Raw genomic sequence first — 20,857 nt, 5'->3', positions numbered from 1 at the left:
ATAAATCAAATATAGATATCTATATTGCCATCTTGTGCTTTTATCTGGTCTACGTTCTCAATAGCACTACTTTTCCCATCATGCTTTTGCTGCGCTTGTTGTGCCTGACGACGTAACAACTCAGCCAGTTGCTGCTGTAACATCGTTAATTGAGCTTGAATACTTTTTCGCTGATCTTCTGACATATCAATGCCATCTTTGAGTTTTTGCGTAACCTCAGCGATTTTTGCTATTACATTCTTTATCTGAGATGCCAAATCATTTCCTGCACTTGCAGTATTCTTGCTGCCATTTCCCGTCGTTGCTGCTATTGGTAAGCTCGCATTTATACCCATCGGACATATCCTTATCACTCACTAAGTCAGTATAATGATTATCGGCAAAGGGCGACTTTATGTTAATAATTTCAGCAATCCAAATATGACCCCAATCTATAGCCACGCTGCTCAATGGCTTGCTTTAATGCCGGCGACGTCAGCACCTCCAATTCGGTCAAGCGTGGATAACAATAGCCGCTGGTCATGAGGATGTTATCAACAAACGCCGGATGGCACATAATCTCAAGTGAGTTAATTGCTTTTTGACTGGCATTTTCCAACAACCGCAAAAATGTCTGCTCAGATAAAGCCTCACCATAAAAACCGGCATCGAACCACTCACTGCTTCGCGGGTTATCAAGCACAATCTCATGCCGCTGTACTTCATTGCGATCAATACGCAGCGGAAGAGATTTCTCGTGGGCAAAAGCAACAACCAGCGGATAAATTTGCGGCAACATATGTACATGATGATGGCTGTCGATGTGAGTGGGTGCACGGCCGAAGACGGCAACAAACTTATCAAACTGAGCCGCCAACTCCCGAGCTATCTCGCCAGGATTCAGCTCACCCGCTTCGGCGCGTTGCCACAACCATTTGCCCAGAGCACCGTTGGCATCAACTAATGATGGCATTGACGTTAACGGCCGCCCGTAAGTGAGAACAAAATGCATCCCCACAGGCAACGTTGGATTTTGCTTACTCAGTTCCGCTGCATGATAGATATCCGCACAATTCATCATCGCTGTAGTCGATGAGACAACACCATGCCGGAATGCTTCAATGATTCCGTAACTTTGACCTTTGCATAGACCAAAATCATCAGCATTAACAATAAGTAACTTTTCCATTGAGGGTACCTTGTCAGGCCATTCCAGTAGCAGTTATCTGGCCGGAAGCTAATCGGATAACCCCTCTCTGACGCAGTTGAATTTTTTGCGATAGTTCCCCGGCGTAAAAGAGGTGAGTTTTTTGAAGTTTTTAATAAATAACGTGGTATCGCTGTAACCTGCTTCAAAAGCAATGTCAGAGACCAGATAATTGGTCATTTCAAGTTGAGTTTTAGCAAAGTTAACTCTGATTTCATTGATAATCTGCATCGGCGTTTTTTGGTAATAACGGCGGGTAGCGCGGGTCAAATACTCTTGGGTTTTGCCAGACAGTTCGATCATATTCACCAGCGCTTTTTCACCAAACATCGACTTATCATGCATTTTGTCGATACTGGTCTTCAGCCACAGCGGAATATCGTCGTTAGTGTCACTTTCTTTATGATGGCTGATGCGGTTAGTGACATAAAAAGTCAGCAGTTCTACCAGTTCAGTAAGCTCATCGTCCCTAAAGTGTGGCGCAGAAATTGCCGATTCAATATAAGAGAGAAAATCACCCTTTAGGCGATAAGCCTGAGAGGCCACAATAGGCCGCGATAATAGATGAGAATAGTGCTCTTCAAAGAAGGTTTTACTTATTCCCACATTCAGAATACGGGTGGCACCAAACTCATAGAAACTTTTATGATGGGATCCCATAGGAATAAAAACAAAATCGCCGCGCTCTAAAAAGACTCGCTTACCGTTTATTTCCTGATAACACATACCGGTTAATATCAACGTATATTCATAATAATCATGCTGATGTAAGCCGGTGGCACTTTCCGTTTTATTATAAATAAACAGATGGAATTCTTTTCCGTTAAAAAAGTCTTTTTGACGTACTAACCTGACTTCCATCTTATTTACCTTCACTCTCGTTCAAAATAGCCAATGTGTTAGACAAAATTCACTGTAACTTTCGATGCAATTCGATCAACTCATCAATTAACTCTCTGGCTAACATGGCCGTCATCAAATGATCCTGAGCATGTACCAGCACCAATGTTACTTTGGTTTTCCCCTCACCTTGATCAGCTTCAATCAGCCTGGTCTGAACTAAATGTGCTTCATTCAGCGCCAGGCGAGATTGCACCATCAGCTCATCCGCTTGGGAAAAGTCACCCGCCTTGGCTTGTTTCAGAGCCTTGTAAGCCAAACTTCTGGCTTGCCCGGCGTTGATAATCAGCCCCATAACCACATCTTCCATCTCATCGGTAGGCTGCACCTCACCCACGATTTTATCTAAATCAAACATGCTATTGTTACTCCGTAAATTAAAGCCATTAATTAAAACCATTCTGCCTGGCGACATCAGCAAACCAGTAGCCACTTTGTTTCAATACTCGCGTCTGGTCGGCGATATTCAACCGAACTAAACCATAGCGGTTTTTGTATGCATTGAGCCAAGACCAGCAATCAATAAAGGTCCACAGATGATACCCTTTACAGTTACTGCCCTCTTGTAATGCTTGATGTAGCCACTGCAAATGTGCACGGATAAATTCAATGCGATACTGGTCATCAACCCTACCTGATGGCGTGATAAACTGCTCTTCGCCCTCAACACCCATGCCATTCTCAGAGATATAACACGCAATATTGTTATAATTCTCTCTTAGATTTTTCAGGATGTCATACAGCCCTTTTTCGTAGATTTCCCAACCACGATGCGGGTTGATTTTGCGCCCGGGCATCGCATAAAAACTGAACAAATCCTCCGGCGTTTTCACCAGCCCTTGAGGGGTTGGGATATCTTTCGCCTGAACCCGTCTTGGCTGATAATAGTTAACCCCTAACAGATCAACGACGCCCGCCGCAATGCACTGGCAATCACCGCTTTCAATTTGTGGCAATAAGTCGTGCTCTCGCAGCAACGTGATCAGTTCATCAGGGTAAATACCTTTGGTGACGGGATCGAGGAAGCTACGGTTAAGCAATAAATCGGCATGATTAGCTGCAATCAGGTCTGGCGCACTGTCGGAGCGAGGATAGGTCGGGGTGAGGTTCAAAATGATACCAATTTCACCCCCCTGCTTTAGCTCTCGGTAGTTTTGCACCGCGTTGGCATGGGCCAATACGCTGTGATAAGCGACAGTCACCGCACGTTTAAAGTCAACCACACCAGGGTAATGCAGGTCGTTCAGGTAACCGGCTTCAACAGGCACAATCGGCTCATTAAAAGTAAACCAATGCTTTACCCGATCACCAAACAACATAAAGCAGCTTTTGGCATAGCGGCCATAGGCTTCCACAACCGCACGATTTTCCCAACCGCCTTTCTCTTGCATACACAATGGCATATCAAAATGATAAAGATTGATAAAGGGGGTAATTCCCTGCGCCAATAGGCTATCGATAACCGCGTTATAAAACGTGACAGCTTTGGGGTTAAGCTCACCGTCACCCTTTGGAATCAACCGCGACCATGAAATCGATGTCCTGAACGTGTTATGGCCCAGTTGCTTTAATAGCAAAATATCTTGCTGATAGTTATCGTAAAAGGTGGAGGTGTTTTCAGGACCAATCTGACCATGAAAACGTTCCGGTGCAATTTCGTACCAATAATCGAAGATGTTCTTGCTCTTACCATCCCGCAGTGACGCCCCTTCGGATTGGGCTGCGGAGGTGGCACTGCCCCACCAAAAATCATCGGGAAATTGATACTTCATTCCGGCCTCCAGCCTTATACGATAAACAGATTTAACGCTTAGAATTTCAAGCTATCAGCAATCTCTTCTTCACTTTCAACCTGACGATCTATCTCGCTCTGCGCCTTATTGGCAATTATTACGAATGGCAGATACATCAATGTCGCTATACCTAAGTTGAATAAACTTAATAACATCGCGGCAATACTGCCGTTGGTATTGAAGAAGGCACCTAAGCCGACTGGCATGGTCCACGGCGCAATATTGGTGATTGGCGGAATAAGGCCGGTGTAATACGCCACTGAAGTGATAATTGCTAATACCGGTTGAACCAAGATGAACGGAATAAAGAACAGCGGGTTCATTATGACCGGCAAACCAAATAGGATAGGTTCATTAATCTGGAAAATACTAGCCGGTGCACCCAATTTTGCTACCTGACGATAGTCTTCACGGCGAGAAGCAATAAAGATGGCAATAACCAGTCCAAGTGTTGCGCCAGTGCCTCCCAAGAAGATATAGGAGTCAACAAACGGCTTAGCCCACATATGGAATTCTTTACCGGCGGCCAGCGCCGCAGCAACAGAACCATACTGGGTATAGGTTGCAACGTTCTCCAATGCAAATGGCATCATAATGCCACTTTCCAGTGCAGATAAGGCCATCGCACCGTGTATCCCGAAGAACCACAGCAGCGAGGAGCACATGACATACACCCATCCCACAACACTGCCCATTTTCGACAACGGTGCTGAAATGGTGTCCATAATGATCTGGTGGAAGTTGGTGCCATGCAATCCAAGGGCATAAGCAATCACGCCCATGATGGAAAGAATGATAAACCCGGGAATCAATGCAGAGAAAGAACGGGAAACTGATGTCGGCACACTGTCTGGCAGGCGGATAACCCAGTTACGTCGCACGATAAAGGTAAAGAGCTCTGCAACCACCAAACCGATGATAATACCGGAGATGATATTCGCCCCTCCCAACCAATTAGCCCCGACGGCATAGGCCTCGCCAACACTGTATGGCGTCACGGTCATAAAGGCAGCAATTGCCAGCAGAGCCGCAGCCAGAGGATCGACCCTTTTCTCTTCAGCCAACGCCATACTGATAAAAAATGGCGTCATTAACGACATAATACCGAGAGTACCGTTATAAACGTTGCCGCCTATCGCTTTAAAACCATTGAGCATAGTAATGGTATCGGCATCTAACCGTACGCCCATTGAGAAAAAGAACGACCCTTCGCCAAAACTTAAGAAAACGTTGTTGATCAGTACAAACATGGCACCCGTCAGGGTTAACGGCATCAGCCGAATAAACCCATTCTTGATAGCATTAATATGTTGCTGTCTGCCTATTTTAATAGCAAAAGGCAAGATGACCCTTTCCAGAGAATTAATAAATGCGCTCACAGTGCACCCCTTATTGTTTTGCTTTTTTTATTGCGGCTACGGCAGCTTTTAATACCCCCAGACCGTCGACTTTGCCGTATAGGAGCGCGTCGATCACTTCAACTGGTTTATTGGGGAACATTTTTGCAACTTCAGGCAACATGTAAGCGATTTGTGGTCCTAACAAAATGACATCTGCTTGGGCACCATGTTCTGCGGCCAGGGCCTCGGGGTAAGCATTGATAATCACTGGCACCTCATACTTCTCTGCTTGTACTTTCATTTTGGAAACCAGTAGCGAGGTAGACATACCGGCTGAGCAAAATAGATAAATTTTTTTCTTTTCCATACCCAACACCTTTTGATGTTCAAAAGACACACGTTAACTGTATGCCAGTGCAATGGTGAATTCCCTTTATCTGTACTTTATCGTGCCCCTTGCCCAGCCCCATTGTTTCTGGTTGTCGGCAGTATATGGCGTTGATAGTTAAGACAGTAATTCAACTACTCATATAATCGTCTCTAATTGACTTTTCACATTGATGCTCTTCACATTTCTAAGCAAATGCAATGTGATGTTTATCGCAAAATTATGATTATTTTTCTCGGCGAATTAAGTTTAATGTAGTTATATATCATTAAGTTAATGATTATTCACTCATCAATGATGGATTTCTCGTACTCGCAATAGCCATGAGTGGCTGGCAGCATCATTAATTAGGACACCTTATCGGTTTGCAGAATTGTCTGAACTTAACCTTTGCCACTTTTTCGTCTGCTCAGCTTGTGAGCTTTTTTTGTGAAACGAAATCGGAATGCACTCCTCAGCATGGCACTGGCTACAGTAATATAGTCGCTGATTTTAATGGTGTTATTCGCTGACTTGCCCTTAATACTCTAAAGTTAACAGTTGTTGGCATTTTAAAGGAGCAACTGATGACAATATTGGGAAATAGAACACTGGGCTATAGCTTGAGTGCACTGTTAATTAGCGTATTTGTTTCGATGACCGCCCTTGCCGCTCCGGCGGTGACCGTAACGGAATTACAGGATGGATTGGATCATCCATGGTCACTGGCATTTCTACCTGATAATGGGGGAATCTTAATCACTGAGCGTTCTGGGCAATTACGTTTATGGCAAGCAGGGAAGCCACTATCAGAACCTTTAAAGGGGGTACCAGAAGTCTATGCCAAGGGGCAAGGTGGTCTGCTAGAAGTGGCATTATCACCGACATTTTCTCAGGATCGCCGTATATACCTAAGTTTTGCTGAAGTGGGAAAAGAGGGTAAAGCGGGCACCGCCGTGGGTTATGGCCATCTTAATCCTCAGGGGACAGCCATTGAAAACTTCAAGGTATTCTTCCGCCAGCAACCCAAATTATCTACCGGTAACCATTTTGGTGGCAAATTAGCCTTTGATAAACAAGGCCATATCTTTATTACTCTGGGCGAAAACAATCAGCGCCCTACGGCTCAAGACTTAAGCCTACATCAAGGTAAAATCGTACGTCTGACACTTGATGGTAAGGTAGTAAAAGATAATCCATTTGCCAATAAGTCTCCGGCAAAGCCAGAGATCTGGTCCTATGGCCATCGCAATCCACAGGGTCTGGCGCTTAACCCATGGACTGAAGTGATGTGGGCTAATGAGCATGGTCCTAAAGGCGGCGATGAAATCAATATCCCACAGGCCGGGAAAAACTACGGCTGGCCATTAGCCACTCATGGTGTTAACTACTCAGGTTTAGCCATTCCAGAGGCGAAAGGTACCCATGTCGAGGGTACCGAGCAACCGGCCTATTACTGGGAGAAATCACCCGGTATCAGCGGCATGGCCTTCTATGACGCTGCCCGCTTCCCCACCTGGCAACATTCACTATTTATCGGGGCATTGGCACAGAAAGAGTTGATTCGCTTGCAGTTGGATGGCGACAAAGTGATTGCAGAAGAGCGTTTACTGGGTGATCGCGGTGAGCGTATCCGCGATGTCCGGGTCGGGCCAGATGGTTATGTCTATCTGCTAACTGATGAGAGTGATGGTAAACTACTGAAGCTAGGGCTGGCAGCGGACTCATCACCCAAAGCAAAATAAGGGTTTTGCCCCTAAAAAAGCCGGAGAACATCTCCGGCTTCTCACGTTATCACCGGTTAGCGGTCCGAAGAGGCCTGCCATAAATTAAGCTGCCCCTCGGCCACATGCTGATCAATCGCACGTAACTCTTCTGCACTGAAACTCAGGTTAGTCAGGGCTGCACAGTTTTCCTCCAACTGCTCTGGGCGGCTGGCACCGATCAATACCGAGGTCACACGATTATCTTTCAATAACCAGCTCAATGCCATTTGTGCCAATGATTGCCCACGTTGTTGAGCTAATGCATTCAGTGCCTTGATACTGCGCAAATTGGCGGCTGATAACATATTTTCCTTCAACGAGCCGCCCGCTTCTTTTTTCATTCGAGAATCATCGGGAATGCCATTGAGGTATTTCCCGGTCAGCAACCCTTGAGCCAATGGGGTAAAAGCAATACAACCCACCCCCTGTTGCTCCAGCGTATCTAACAAATGAGTCTGCTCAACCCAACGATTCAAAATATTGTAGGAGGGTTGATGAATAAGCAGCGGAACCTTCCATTGTTGCAATAGCTCAACCATTGTGGCGGTACGCTCAGAAGAATATGAAGAAATCCCCACATAGAGTGCCTTGCCACTTTGTACCGCCTGAGCCAGTGCCGAGGCGGTTTCTTCCATTGGCGTATTTTCATCTACACGGTGCGAATAGAAGATATCAACATAGTCCAGCCCCATACGCTGTAAGCTTTGATCCAGGCTGGCAAGCAGATATTTGCGCGAGCTGCCCGCACCATACGGGCCAGGCCACATGTTATAACCGGCTTTGGTCGAGATTATCAGCTCATCACGGTAAGGCTTAAAATCGTCGTGCAGCAATTTACCAAAATTTTGCTCGGCAGAGCCAGGAGGTGGGCCATAGTTGTTGGCCAAATCAAAATGAGTAATCCCCAGGTCAAAGGCTTTGCGCAATAATGTCCGTTGTGATTCTAATGTATTGTTAAAACTGAAGTTATGCCACAGCCCAAGCGATAACGCCGGAAGCTGCAAGCCACTTTTTCCACAAAAACGATATTGCATTTGGTTATATCGGGAAGGGTCTGCTTGGTAGGGCATGATGGCTCCTGTCTCTGCTTATCGGATTTTTGAAACGGCATTTCTATTTTAACGCCATCCTTTGTCCCTGCAAGTGATACCCCCCACGCAATCGGTATAAAGTTCTATCGTTGGCAGCAATAGCAATATAGTTTCACTGGAGAACAATACAGAGGATGAACTATATTAACTTCCGGTTATCTTGTTCGCCGAACTTCATTTTATTTATATTAGCTCCGCTGATTAAACTCGAATAAAACATAATACTTAAGGCCGATAACTCGCCATATCCGAACGATCCCGTAATTTATTTATACTACAATTATTCTTATTCTGACGAATTACCATTGAGGGGGTTGTTATGACGGCAATCGATGTAATGTGGGTTGGATTTGGTGGCGGTATCGGATCACTTTTACGTTGGTGGATAGGGCTGAGGGTTGGCAAAATATATCAAGGTAATTTTCCCCTAGGTACTTTTTTGATTAATATTTCTGGTGCATTTGTTATTGGATATTTGAGTATTCTCTTTAGTGTTGACTGGCGTGATCGCTATGGTGATTTAATCAATGCAGCGGTACTGACCGGTATTCTTGGCGGTTATACCACCTTTAGTAGCATGCAATTGGATGCAGCAAAACTGGCCACTGCTCGTGGTAGAGCAATGGCTGCCGGATATTTAATTATTTCTGTCATCGTCGGTCTGGCGGCAGCGGCATTGGGTGCCTGGTTGGCTTATTAATCAGAGGGAAATGTTATGCTAAATCTTATTATTTTAGTCTTTGTTGGTGGTGCTTTTGGTGCCATGTGTCGCGAGTTTATTATGTTATCCGTGCCGCGACTGGCCGACGGCTTCCCAATGGATATTTTTGTCGCCAACATTATTGCAGCATTTTTATTAGGGCTGGCTACCTCTTTATTTAAAAAAGATAAAATTAACCAATATGTGCATTTGATGGTCGCAACCGGGATCATGGGCGGTCTTTCAACCTTTTCCAGTTTTGTCTTTGGTGCGGTCGAAATGATGAAGAACCCTGGCGGAATTTTAGTCTCAATCTGTTATTTGGTCGCCAGCCTGATCATAGGCTTCATCGCGGTTGAATTAGGTTTGATGGTTGGCCCTAAAGAAAAACCAAAAGACCCACATGCAGCTACCCAATAAATACTCTCCAACAATAAAACACCCTCAATGCTGAGGGTGTTTTTGTGTACTACTGCAGATTAAGCTCGCCAGATCAGTCTAATTTCTGACAGTTACCAAAGAACATTTCCGTAATAAGATCGTTATTAATGGTATCGCCATTCAGAGTCCTAACCAGTAGTTCACTGCCAAGCAACGGCAACGAGAACACCATATCAGGATTTACCCGTTTAACTTTTTTCATATTCTGGCTTTCATTCACTAATGCCAGCGTCTTGGTGGATTCACCCGCAATTTCTTTGGCCGCTAAAATGGTAAAGGTATTATCAGCATCACTGTTACATAAGGCGATAATATATTTTGCTTTAGCCGCACCCGCCAGTTGCAATGTCGCAACCGATGATGGGTCGCCCTCGATAATATCTGCATCGGAAGGAAATTCATGCTGGCTACCGACGGCGCAAACCACAGTAACCTCATCACCCCGGTCACGTAGACCATTATAGACATTCAGTGCCAGGGAGTTGGTACCGACAATAATAAAATGATTTTTACGTTCCACGTGAGAAATCCTACCTTTAACTATACGTTTGATATTATTACTGATCATCGGTCCGGCAATGGAAGAAATTGAAGCAGCAAAGACCGTTATACCGGAAATAATCACCGTAAGAGTAAACATCCGTGCCAGCGTAGAATGAGGAATAATATCCCCGAACCCCACTGTCGACATACAAACGATCGCAAAATAGAAAGCTGTAGGTAAATCGGTAACGGCCGGAGCAAACTCATCCCCCATATAGAGCGTACCGAGCATGCTATAGACGATCAATGATGCAATACTGACGACCGCAAAGAAAGTACCGCTGCCGAGGCTGTGATAATCAAAATCGCGCCAATAAAAAAGCAAGGCAACAATAATCACAAGAGAATAAGTCGTCAGCGTATTATGATCTTTAAGAATAAAGAGATTGATAGCAACGATAGTAAACAGCAATAACACGGTGAAAAACCATGCAATGCGGGTTCTCATCGAAAGTGCGATTGCCATCAATATCAATACCAGACCGATCATAAATCGAGGAATTTCAAATAATTCAAGAAAACTTAATGCCTCCTTCCATGTACTGAAATTGTTTACAGCATCGGTTGAATGAGATATCGCCCGCAACAGCACTGGGCTTAAGACCAGATATCCATTTATTGCCACCAGAATAGCGAGGCAAAGTGGTATCGAAACTTTAGACTTAATTTCCTGTAATATTTTCATCAATAGAGTGACTAAAATTGTTATAGGTGAATTAAGTATAGATAAAAAACGAGAAAAATCATGGTTAAGTAGAATTATTTTTGATGAAAATCAAATAATAGTTGTATTTAATCGTGGGTTATTTGCTCTCATTTGTAGCTGCCTAATATTCACGAAATGTAATTAAAACAAAGTAGTAAAATAACATTCATTACCATTCCTGGATAGATTATACCCACAATATATAAAGCCCACTTTACACATTGTAAAGTTATCCATACTGGATGACCAATCATATAATACGTTTAATTATTGGCATTAATGCTATTAATATATAATAATACAGCCGCACTCAGGAATAGAACATTGTCCTGAGTCGCCATAGTTGAGTGATATACATCACCCTTAGTTTAACTTTGTAAATATTCAATGATATTTGACAAATAAATAAGGAAATAAGCATGTCCTTCAAATCACTTCGTAATATTGCATTGACTGGTTTACTGCTTTCCGCTGCCGCAACAACCTTTGCAGCAACATCTACAACCACTAAAGCAACGGGCACGACCCCGAGTGATATGACTTGCAAAGAATTCCTCGATCTGAATCCTAAGTCATTTACTCCGGTTGTGTATTGGGTATTGAATGATGATACTCAATATAAGAAAGGCGATTATGTTGATCTGCAAGAAACTGATACTGTCGTGACACCGAAGGTAGTTGAAGTATGTAAGAAAGCACCTGAAAGTAAACTTTCTGAAATTAGACAGGATATTGTAGGTTTCGCTAAGAAACATATGTAACTTGTAGGTGCGCAACGTTAAACACAGAGTCACGAAGTAGATAAGGCGCTAATTAACTTTAAATGTTTAATTAGCGCCTTATTTTTGTGACAAATGTAAAGTTAACGACTAACACTCAACTTATCATAACCTCGCACATAATAATTAACAGCCGAAATTATCCAGCATAATATAAACATGCCTATTATCCAGTAACCAATCTCGCCTAAATTCTCACTAATATTATTAATCGGCGTCCAGACTCCTCCGGTTAAATTCATTTTATCTGCAATCAATCCTAACGCTTCAATCCCACCGATAAAGAAAGCGATAATAACCGAAGCTGCCGTAATGGTAATATTATAATACAATTTTCGCACCGGTTTAGAGAAAGCCCAACCATAGGCACCAATCATGACAAAATTATCGAGTGAGTCGATCAATGCCATACCCGCTGCAAATAAAATTGGGAATACCATAATGGACCACAAGTTCATGCCATGAGTAGCACTGGCGGCAGAAATCCCTAACACACCCACCTCGGTCGCCGTATCAAAACCCAAGCCAAATAAAAACCCCACCGGATACATGTGCCAACTTTTATTGACCATATTAAATACGCGTCTGAAAACTCTGGCCAGCAGCCCCCCATTGTTGACGACTAAAAGATCCAGTTCTTCTTCTTGATAAACATGGCCCGCTTTGACTTGTTTAAATTTTTTATACACTGAAAGCAAGATAGTTAAATTGAGAAAAGCGAATAGTAATAAAAATACCGATGACACCAGCGTACCAATCAACCCACCGGTTTCATGAAACCACGCCATATCATCTTTAAATGCCATCGCCGTCGCGGCAATAGCCAGCGAGGCTAATATCACAATAGTAGAGTGGCCGAGCGAGAAAAAAGTCCCGACAGCAATCGGCGTTTTACCTTGTTGCATAAGTTTGCGAGTAACATTATCGATAGCCGCAATATGATCCGCGTCAACAGCATGGCGCAGGCCAAAACTGTATGCCAGAAAAGCCATCCCCATCAGTACTGCATTATCATTAAATTCGGTAAAAGCCCAAACCCAAGCTAACCCATTAACTACCAGCAAACCGATAAGCAGATAGATGGCGTGGCGTTTGGTTTGCTGATTACCAAACGCCACTCTTTTTTCTGTCACTGTCGTCATGTTCGCACTCCAGATTATTTTCAGCCGTATAGCGATCAAATGTTCAGAGCAAAACGTCCAGAGCGGAATAGTTATTGTCGATGTGCTGGCATCACATCTTTATTCGGAACTAAGAACAGCCATGAAGCTAAAACAAACGGCATGGTCAGTGTTGGAATACCAATCGGTAACAATAAGGTATTCAGCGCCCCCTGAACCAATACGGTAAATATAACCCCCACAATGGTGTAAGCCAGAACACGCCAACTGGGTTTATTAAAGGTCGAACCCAGTGCTATCGCGGTCAATACCGCACTGAAAGCATAAAGCCCGGCGTTAATATCATGGGGATTAGCATCCAGAAAAGCGGCGGTGAGGATGGCTAATATCGCACCACAAACGGCAAAAATAGCCGCCCACAAAGATTCCACCGCCAATCCGATAACAAATAGAATCCCCCCGACCAGACTACTGAATAAGAATACCTGAGAAATACCGTTAAACATGCTGACAAAAGTATTGCCGCCACCAAAGATGCTCCCAGATTCCAATATAAATTGATGTGGCAAAGCCGGTGTGGGTAATGCGCTACTGTGCAAACCGCTAAAGGCGTAACTTGCCAGCAGAATCATCCAAGTGGTGAACACGAAGGGAGCAGTTAATGCCGCGACTTTCCAGGTTTTTAAAATATCGGCAATACACACGGTGGCGATTACCGACACGATACTGCCCAGCACAATGCAAGCCCATACCACCGGAGTTGCCATTAAAAATGTCGGGAGAGCCGCGCCAACCAAGCACCCATTATAGCCATATAACCCTGCCCGCCATGATTTACGGTCACGCATGGTTAAACCGGTAAGGGTGGCAACCACCGTACCTAACACACAGCCATAGGCAACAGCCGGGTTACCTTCACCATAAGCACCGACAAATATGGCGATAAAAAAGAATAGCCCGGTGAGTGGATTATTCTGGAACATTACCTGAGCACAGCCACGCAGAGTTGTATCAATAAATTCAATAAAAACATTCGAAGCGGCCAGTTGTGTCCAGCCAGATTGGTTATCTGTTTTTGCATTCATTATCTTTACCCTTCTTACTTGAAGCTGCAGCGGTGTTAGCTGCTCTCACGCACCCGAATCACTTACTGATGTAAGCTCATCGGGATTATGAGCCTCTGATGAGGCTCCCCCTTCGGGCCAGCGCATGCGCTGTTCAAAATGGTTTATAAACCATTTGTCATTCGTTTGCTGCCTTGCTGCAACTCCAATTAATTTGGGTAATACCCTTCTAGCTTGAAGCTGCAGCGGTGTTAGCTGCTCTCACGCACCCGAATCACTTACTGATGTAAGCTCATCGGGATTATGAGCCTCTGATGAGGCTCCCCCTTCGGGCCAGCGCATGCGCTGTTCAAAATGGTTTATAACCCATTTGTCATTCGTTTGCTGCCTTGCTGCAACTCCAATTAATTTGGGTAATACCCTTCTAGCTTGAAGCTGCAGCGGTGTTAGCTGCTCTCGTTACTCGCCCATCCTTGGGACTCGCCTCCATAATGTTGATTACCCAGCCTGAGTATTAGCGCCACAAAAACTGCGCCGGCAGCGTGATACCAAGAATCTCCTCACGAGCTATCTTCCAGAACTGGCGAATCTCCGCCTTCACTCCGCCGCTGTCGATACCCAGTGCTTTAAACACTAAACCACAGTCATTAGGTAAGCGTGTTGCCCCACTGGCGATACCGGCTTTAATGTCAAAATGGGCCGCCACCCGAGCCAGAATGCGGTCATGATGCTCTTTCGGGGTTAATAAAATCACGTTGCCGAAAGCATCAAATGTTTGCATCACACCAACAGCATCAAGACTCTCTGACTTCGGCTCCAGAACATATTTCTCAACAAACAGCTCTTTTCCTGCCAAATCATGGGCTGCCACTTTCGACGAATACACATCAAAACCGAACCGTTCTTCGGCATGATGGTATTTACGCCCAGACATCAGTATTTCTGAATAAATTGCGGTTGCCGTCGGATGAATATTAATAGTGGTATCAGTAATAAAACGTGAATTACGGTGTGGGATCAGCGGGTCCGGCATAAACTCCAGATAGCCCCCCTCTTCCACGGTGAAATTCTGTATCTGCGAGGCATAGTTCGCATTCATCATATGAACTTTGGTGGCCGACTGTGTGGTAACATGCGCGCAAGCTCCAGCCTCCACATGTATATCGGTTGCCAGCCGGTCCCCTTGTAAAATACACCCCGAGGTCGAAATCATGGTGACGCAAGGTAATTCAGGCATTTCTTCATCCCAGTACAGTGCTTTCTGTACCATCGACGGCACCCGTCTTTCCATTTCGGCCAAAATACTGCGATGCTCACGTTTGGCAAATCTCAGTTTGAGATAACCACTTTTCCCTACGGCCCCGCTACGCATCTGCACCGGTTCATCCTGATATTTCGCTAATTCCGGCGCGTTAACACCTAATGCGTGAGCGCGAACCCGTGAAGGTGTCTCCACGATATTCTGGCTCTGCGATGTCATGCATTTGCTCCTTCAGGCTGTACGTGAGTAAACAGAAAATCACGCATAATCATATCCACCAGCTCTTCAATCCCCTGACCGGTTTTACAGTTAGTCAAAATATAAGGGCGCGTACCACGCACCACTTTGGTATCACTTTCCATCACATCCAAACTAGCGCCGACATAGGGGGCAAGATCAATCTTATTGATGACCAGAATGTCTGCCTGAACCAGTCCAGGACCATTTTTGCGCGGAATTTTTTCCCCTTCAGCCACATCGATAACATAGATATAGAAGTCAGCCAGTGCCGGGCTGAAAGTCAGTGTCAGGTTATCACCACCACTTTCAATCATAATCAGGTCACTGTCTGGGAAACGCTCTTCCATCTCTTCTACTGCGGCAATATTCATGCTTGGGTCTTCACGCACCGCGGTATGTGGGCAGGCACCAGTTTCGACCCCAAGGATTTTCTCTTCATCCAAAATGCCTTTCAGGGTACGTTTCACCTGCTTGGCATCTTCTGTTGTCACAATGTCATTGGTAATAATCAGTGGCTTAATCCCCCGTTTAATCAGAATCGGGGTGATCACTTCGATGATGGCGGTTTTACCTGAACCTACCGGGCCACCAATACCAATGCGGGTAATCTTTTTGCGTTTATCGGTTGAATGGCTATTCACGGGGTAATCCTCTTAATTTTGATCTGGCTTTAGCTCTGCACTCGGTTAATACAAAACCAAGCACTCAGAATACTATTTATTAATCAGTTAGTTACTAAATAATCTGACGTGTGCTTTCACATGCACCGCCGCCAATACATCCACAATCGGCACATAAGAAGACATCTGGTCAATATCACCTATCTCGGCAATATCACAGAACGTCTCAATGTCATGGTTCAACTCAAACAAGATGCGCTGGGTGTCGAAATGGGTCACGCGCATCAAACGCATAGCCGCACTTAATATCGTCATCGCTACACCGTATTGATGCATAACCACCACTTCCCGCTGCCTTATCCCTTGTGCAGCCATAACCACCGCTTGAGTCACCGGATAGGTGCCTGCGGTATTGCCACTTTTTATCTGCCCCAGCCACCAACTGATCAGCGGGTGCTCCACCACATGGATAGACATCTCCGCCAATTTTTTCCCCATTCGGGTTGCCATCAAGCGGCTTTCTTCATTTAACTTACGATTATTTACTGCCCAGTCAGCACGGATGATGCCATCACTATCATCCGCCATTACGGCCCGATGGGCCGCGACAACCCCCATACCATCACAGCTCGCAGCCTGCTTTAACGCCGTCAGGACAAAGCCTTTTAATGTGGGCACGTCATGAACCACGCCGGTTTGAATGGCTGATTCTACACCATTGGAAAACGTAAAGGCCCCGACCGGCAGTACGGAATCACCAAATTGCATGATACGAATCAGATCTGATGCATTCATTGCGGTGCCTCCCTGCCTCAATCAGTGTTTATGGTCGCTATCATGATCACCATGACTGTGGTCATGGTCATGGCTATGGCTATGACCTTCACCATGAGAGTGAATACTGTGAATATGTAAGCCAGAACCATGGGGTTCATCCAGAGGACTGGCAACATGAACATGGGTATCAGTGTCTTCAGCGCCACCAAACAACAGCCGTGCTTCAGAGTTAGTCAGCAATGGCAGAATTTCTGCCCCTTTAACAAAACGGAAAGGTAAGTGCTGGAAGCCATGTGTTCGCATGACCGAGTCCATCATGGTGGTAGCAACCGTGAGAGGTACGTACACCTCATTATTTTTAGTCACCGCTTTCCAATGCTGATTACCCAATGCGTGGCCCAGTTCGAAGCAGGTTTTAATCAACTCATCCGCTGAACGGTTTTTCAGTTCACTCAAATCAATCACCATCACATCGCGCAAATTGATCTGCACCACTACTGCTACGTTGCTTTCTTCATCCCATGTCAGCACGTCACCATCAGCAAGTACCACGTTCCTGTCGAGAGAAATACCGAGATCCAACCCCTGCATGGTGGATTTACGGCAGCGGCTTTTTTGCGCTTCCCGTTGATCCAAAACCAACAGATCAACAGTGGCATTTTTAAGTTTCGCCTGCCAAACCGGATCCTTTTTCACATTGCCAAGAATGTGCTCTATCAAAATCATGTTGTTGACTCCTTGCCTGTGTCAGCTTGCCCACAGTAATGAAATCCTTTTCTGTATCATTCATCCAAACGCGCCCCCTCCTTGGCACTAAATAATACTTACTGTGGGCAAGCTGAATTCTGAAATAACGGATTAGCGTCCAAACGTCCTATTAACCAAAGAAATAGCGCTGGTTCATTGATGCTGTTTCGATAGGTTCACAGGTGGCATGTACGCCATCCACTTTCACCGCAAAGGTTTCAGGGTCCACTTCAATATTGGGGGTTTGATCATTACGCACCAGATCATGTTTAGAGATGGTACGGCAGTTTTTAACCGCCATAACCTGACGTTCCAGCCCAGCTTTCTCTTTCACGCCATCGTCGAGAGCGGCTTGGGAAACAAAGGTGACGCAAGTGTCTTGCAGGGTTTTGCCCATCGCACCAAACATTGGGCGATAGAATACCGGTTGTGGCGTTGGTAATGATGCGTTCGGGTCACCCATCGCCGCCCAGTTGATCATGCCACCTTTGATAACCATTTTAGGTTTAGCCCCGAAGAAGCGCGGATCCCACAGTACCAGGTCGGCCATTTTACCTACTTCGACTGAGCCGATAACATGGCTGACACCCTGTGCAATTGCGGGGTTAATGGTGATTTTTGCCACATAACGTAGTACACGGAAGTTATCGTTATTCGGTGCATCTTCTGGTAATTTCCCGCGTGATGCTTTCATCGCGTTAGCGGTTTGCATTACACGTAGCCAGTTTTCCCCGACGCGCCCCATGGCTTGCGAGTCACTAGAGAACATGGAGATAACACCCATATCGTGCAGAACGTTTTCTGCCGCGATGGTTTCCGGGCGCACACGGCTTTCAGCAAACGAGACGTCAGCTGGCACATTTGGATTGAGGTTATGACATACCATGATCATGTCGAACAACTCAGCCTGACTGTTGACACCGTATGGTAGCGTTGGGTTGGTTGAGCTTGGCAACACGTTAGGTTGGCTGGCCACGCGGATAATATCGGGTGCATGCCCCCCACCCGCACCTTCAGTATGGAAGGTGTGAATAGTGCGGCCTTCGAATGCATCAATGGTATCTTCCACATAGCCACATTCGTTCAAACTGTCGGTATGTACCGAAACCTGAATATCCATCTCATCTGCCATGCGCAATGAGTGGCGCAGGGCATTGGCGGTCGCACCCCAGTCTTCATGGACTTTATAGCCAACCACACCAGCAATGGCTTGTTCCAGCAGTGGACCACGTCCGTAGGAGTTACCTTTACCCAGAATACCCACGTTGACAGGCAGACCTTCGATAGAACGCAACATCTGGCGAATATTCCATGGCCCCGGCGTCACAGTTGTCCCGTTGGTACCATCGGTTGGGCCAATCCCGCCACCAAAGAAGGTTGCCACACCGTTGGACAGCGCATGATAGGCCTGTTGTGGGGAGATTAAATGAATATGACTATCAATACCGGCGGCGGTCAGAATCAAATGCTCACCTGAAATGGCATCAGTACTGACACCGACCACCATTCCTGGTGTCACCCCATCCATCACACCTGGGTTACCACTTTTACCGATACCGGCAATTTTGCCATCGCGAATACCGACGTCAGCCTTAATTACCCCTAAGCGAGCATCAACAATTGTGACGTTGGTTATCACTAAATCCAGCACACCATTATCACGGGTCAGATGGTTATTCGCCCCCATCCCGTCACGCAATGACTTGCCACCACCGTAAACGGACTCTTCACCATATCCACGCAGATCTTTTTCGATTTCGATAAACAGATTGGTGTCACCCAAACGGATTTTATCGCCAGTCGTTGGGCCAAATAGACCCGCGTATTCTTGCCGAGAAATTTGAGGCATCTGTCGCTCCTTTCTTTTTTTCGGTGCGTGTAACCTTCATCTTTCAAGTTACAGGTGTGTTAGCTGCTCTCGCTCACCCGAATCACTTACCTGTGTAAGCTCATCGGGACTTTCTCGTTTGCCGCCTTCCTGAAACTTGAAATCTATTGGTTATAGCTAATTACACGTATGCGAATTTCGATGATTTTGATTAAGATAAGGTGTCATTTAGACGATTTGAAACCACGCTCAGCCGCACGACGGATAGCCTCTAGCTTATCTGGGCGTTCGCTATTAGGCACCACGCCTTCGCCGGTCCAACCATCCACCAGATTGTTAAAGCCATACAGTGTTTGCTTGCCACCGAAAGGGATCAGCGGAACTTCGGTTTCATCACCGGGTTCAAAACGAATTGCGGTGGTTGAGGAGATATTGAGTCTCTTGCCATAAGCCGCAGCACGGTCGAACTCCAGTGCACGGTTAACTTCGAAGAAGTGGAAATGCGACCCCACTTGAATGGGTCGGTCACCGGTATTGCGAACTTTAACTTTGGTTACTGGCTTATTTTCATTAAAGATGATCGGTGTATCAGCTAAAATACAGCCACCGAGAGGGGTATTCTGTTCTGCATTATCTTTAGTGCTTTTCTTTGCGCTCATGCTTTAATCCTCTGCAATAATCAGTTCAGGTTTTACTCGCATGCTGCCATCGGTGTTATTTAATAGGATCGTGCACCGTGACCAACCGGCTACCGTCAGTAAAAATTGCCTCAACCTGAACATTCGGAATCAGATCAGCTACCCCGTCCATCACATCATCTTTAGTGAGAACTTTGCTGGCTTCTTTCATGACATCTTCTACCGATTTGCCATCTCTGGCCCCTTCCATTGCAGTCACGGTGATGATAGAAACGGCTTCGGGATAATTGAGTTTCAAGCCACGCGCTTTGCGTTTGAACGCCACATCAGACAGCGTGTAGATCATGAGTTTTTCAACTTCTCTTGGGGTGAGCTGCATAAGCCCTCCTGTATGGTGTTAAGAAAGTGAAAGTGAGAAAAACAACCTACTAGCTCTATAACTGCTAGCCCTCTAACTTGCCTTATCAGTAAAGGGTTATCCCTTGTTATTACTGATAAAATAGGCTTTTGATGCCAGTTAATTAGTATATTTCAGAATTTAAGCGCATCCTCCTGCATATCTTGTTAGATTCTTCATTTGAGTTCTGATTTTGCGTTTTAACTACCCTCAATATGCTGCCCGACATTTGCGCTGCAACTTAAAATATCGAAAGAACGACTGCCGCCCGTTATACAGCAAGATATTACAATCGTGTATAAAGGTGTTATCCCGTTGGATTGGTTTGTATGATGAATTTTTGATAGGTATTTTTTACCGCGTTTAGTTATGCCAATCAATAGGTGAATGGCATCCGCTAATATTTTTTTACTAAAACAGAAAAGGATTACTGCATTTATCCACAGTAAACAACAAACGGATGAATCGATTAAACGTTTGCTTCCCATAGCTAACGAATCCCTTATTCAGCGCTCAGTTTCGGTATGTTCTTTTTGTAGCATAGATAATTAT

General features: G+C 45.3%; 22 protein-coding genes. 4 read left to right on the top strand and 18 right to left on the bottom strand.

The window, feature by feature from the left end; all coding sequences use genetic code 11:
• Positions 1 to 5: 5 nt before the first annotated feature.
• The 7 genes from V2A85_RS12850 to V2A85_RS12820 form a co-directional block, all read right to left on the bottom strand.
• A complete protein-coding gene (locus V2A85_RS12850; RefSeq protein ID WP_083163089.1) occupies positions 6 to 335 on the bottom strand; it encodes a FlxA-like family protein in 330 nt (109 codons plus the stop codon).
• 71 nt (positions 336 to 406) lie between these two features.
• Positions 407 to 1,168 (bottom strand): chitin disaccharide deacetylase, encoded by a 762-nt coding sequence (chbG, locus tag V2A85_RS12845; protein WP_420071588.1) that lies wholly within the window; start codon positions 1,166 to 1,168, stop codon positions 407 to 409.
• A gap of 48 nt (positions 1,169 to 1,216) precedes the next feature.
• Positions 1,217 to 2,047, bottom strand: coding sequence for a transcriptional regulator ChbR (gene chbR, locus V2A85_RS12840; RefSeq protein WP_083163087.1), 831 nt, complete (start codon positions 2,045 to 2,047; stop codon positions 1,217 to 1,219).
• A gap of 49 nt (positions 2,048 to 2,096) precedes the next feature.
• Entirely contained in the window at positions 2,097 to 2,444 is a 348-nt protein-coding gene (gene chbA, locus V2A85_RS12835; RefSeq protein ID WP_083163086.1) for a PTS N,N'-diacetylchitobiose transporter subunit IIA, read from the bottom strand.
• 28 nt (positions 2,445 to 2,472) lie between these two features.
• On the bottom strand, positions 2,473 to 3,858 hold the full coding sequence (locus V2A85_RS12830) for a glycoside hydrolase family 1 protein (protein WP_420071587.1): 1,386 nt from the start codon (positions 3,856 to 3,858) through the stop codon (positions 2,473 to 2,475).
• A 38-nt stretch (positions 3,859 to 3,896) separates the two neighbouring features.
• On the bottom strand, positions 3,897 to 5,258 hold the full coding sequence (chbC, locus tag V2A85_RS12825; protein WP_083163081.1) for a PTS N,N'-diacetylchitobiose transporter subunit IIC: 1,362 nt from the start codon (positions 5,256 to 5,258) through the stop codon (positions 3,897 to 3,899).
• Positions 5,259 to 5,268: 10 nt separating this feature from the next.
• Positions 5,269 to 5,586 (bottom strand): PTS sugar transporter subunit IIB, encoded by a 318-nt coding sequence (locus V2A85_RS12820; RefSeq protein ID WP_005276021.1) that lies wholly within the window; start codon positions 5,584 to 5,586, stop codon positions 5,269 to 5,271.
• A gap of 587 nt (positions 5,587 to 6,173) precedes the next feature.
• Here V2A85_RS12820 and V2A85_RS12815 point away from each other — a divergent pair.
• On the top strand, positions 6,174 to 7,331 hold the full coding sequence (locus tag V2A85_RS12815; RefSeq protein ID WP_420071586.1) for a PQQ-dependent sugar dehydrogenase: 1,158 nt from the start codon (positions 6,174 to 6,176) through the stop codon (positions 7,329 to 7,331).
• Positions 7,332 to 7,387: 56 nt separating this feature from the next.
• Here the strand turns inward: V2A85_RS12815 and mgrA are convergent, their stop codons facing one another.
• Positions 7,388 to 8,422, bottom strand: a complete 1,035-nt coding sequence (gene mgrA / locus V2A85_RS12810; RefSeq protein ID WP_372559710.1) for an L-glyceraldehyde 3-phosphate reductase — start codon at positions 8,420 to 8,422, stop codon at positions 7,388 to 7,390.
• Positions 8,423 to 8,762: 340 nt separating this feature from the next.
• On the opposite strand from mgrA, the gene V2A85_RS12805 reads away from it, so the two are divergent.
• Complete coding sequence (locus tag V2A85_RS12805; RefSeq protein WP_372559711.1) at positions 8,763 to 9,143, top strand: fluoride efflux transporter FluC; 381 nt, start codon at positions 8,763 to 8,765, stop codon at positions 9,141 to 9,143.
• Between the two features lie 15 nt (positions 9,144 to 9,158).
• Positions 9,159 to 9,563 (top strand): fluoride efflux transporter CrcB, encoded by a 405-nt coding sequence (gene crcB / locus V2A85_RS12800; protein WP_372559712.1) that lies wholly within the window; start codon positions 9,159 to 9,161, stop codon positions 9,561 to 9,563.
• Positions 9,564 to 9,636: 73 nt separating this feature from the next.
• On the opposite strand, the gene kch is transcribed toward crcB, so the two are convergent.
• Positions 9,637 to 10,812: a voltage-gated potassium channel protein gene (kch, locus tag V2A85_RS12795; protein WP_083163071.1), complete on the bottom strand. Its 1,176-nt coding sequence runs from the start codon at positions 10,810 to 10,812 to the stop codon at positions 9,637 to 9,639.
• A gap of 440 nt (positions 10,813 to 11,252) precedes the next feature.
• Here kch and hdeB point away from each other — a divergent pair, with 440 nt between their 5' ends.
• Positions 11,253 to 11,594: an acid-activated periplasmic chaperone HdeB gene (hdeB, locus tag V2A85_RS12790; RefSeq protein ID WP_372559713.1), complete on the top strand. Its 342-nt coding sequence runs from the start codon at positions 11,253 to 11,255 to the stop codon at positions 11,592 to 11,594.
• A gap of 101 nt (positions 11,595 to 11,695) precedes the next feature.
• Here hdeB and V2A85_RS12785 read toward each other — a convergent pair whose 3' ends face one another.
• The 9 genes from V2A85_RS12785 to V2A85_RS12745 form a co-directional block, all read right to left on the bottom strand.
• A complete protein-coding gene (locus V2A85_RS12785; protein ID WP_083163067.1) occupies positions 11,696 to 12,754 on the bottom strand; it encodes a HoxN/HupN/NixA family nickel/cobalt transporter in 1,059 nt (352 codons plus the stop codon).
• Positions 12,755 to 12,825: 71 nt separating this feature from the next.
• Complete coding sequence (yut, locus tag V2A85_RS12780; RefSeq protein WP_372559714.1) at positions 12,826 to 13,818, bottom strand: urea transporter; 993 nt, start codon at positions 13,816 to 13,818, stop codon at positions 12,826 to 12,828.
• A gap of 493 nt (positions 13,819 to 14,311) precedes the next feature.
• Entirely contained in the window at positions 14,312 to 15,277 is a 966-nt protein-coding gene (locus tag V2A85_RS12775) for an urease accessory protein UreD (protein ID WP_372559715.1), read from the bottom strand.
• Positions 15,274 to 15,939 (bottom strand): urease accessory protein UreG, encoded by a 666-nt coding sequence (ureG, locus tag V2A85_RS12770; RefSeq protein WP_005188826.1) that lies wholly within the window; start codon positions 15,937 to 15,939, stop codon positions 15,274 to 15,276. Before ureG ends, V2A85_RS12775 begins: the two co-directional genes overlap by 4 nt.
• An 87-nt stretch (positions 15,940 to 16,026) precedes the next feature.
• Positions 16,027 to 16,713 carry an urease accessory protein UreF gene (locus V2A85_RS12765; RefSeq protein ID WP_083163061.1) on the bottom strand — a complete coding sequence of 229 codons (687 nt, stop codon included), beginning with the start codon at positions 16,711 to 16,713 and terminating at the stop codon, positions 16,027 to 16,029.
• 21 nt (positions 16,714 to 16,734) lie between these two features.
• The gene (ureE, locus tag V2A85_RS12760) at positions 16,735 to 17,421 is read right to left on the bottom strand and encodes an urease accessory protein UreE (protein ID WP_372559716.1); all 687 of its coding nucleotides are present in this window, start codon (positions 17,419 to 17,421) and stop codon (positions 16,735 to 16,737) included.
• Positions 17,422 to 17,572: 151 nt separating this feature from the next.
• Entirely contained in the window at positions 17,573 to 19,291 is a 1,719-nt protein-coding gene (locus V2A85_RS12755; RefSeq protein ID WP_083163057.1) for an urease subunit alpha, read from the bottom strand.
• Positions 19,292 to 19,494: 203 nt separating this feature from the next.
• Positions 19,495 to 19,929: an urease subunit beta gene (locus tag V2A85_RS12750; RefSeq protein ID WP_420071585.1), complete on the bottom strand. Its 435-nt coding sequence runs from the start codon at positions 19,927 to 19,929 to the stop codon at positions 19,495 to 19,497.
• A gap of 55 nt (positions 19,930 to 19,984) precedes the next feature.
• Positions 19,985 to 20,287: an urease subunit gamma gene (locus tag V2A85_RS12745; protein WP_002215288.1), complete on the bottom strand. Its 303-nt coding sequence runs from the start codon at positions 20,285 to 20,287 to the stop codon at positions 19,985 to 19,987.
• Positions 20,288 to 20,857: the final 570 nt, after the last annotated feature.

It is taken from the genome of Yersinia sp. 1252 StPb PI (assembly GCF_048593885.1).
In the GTDB taxonomy this organism is placed as follows: Bacteria; Pseudomonadota; Gammaproteobacteria; order Enterobacterales; family Enterobacteriaceae; genus Yersinia; species Yersinia enterocolitica_E.
The sequence above is the reverse complement of the archived record's forward strand: the minus strand, read 5'-3'. Positions and strand labels throughout refer to the sequence as shown.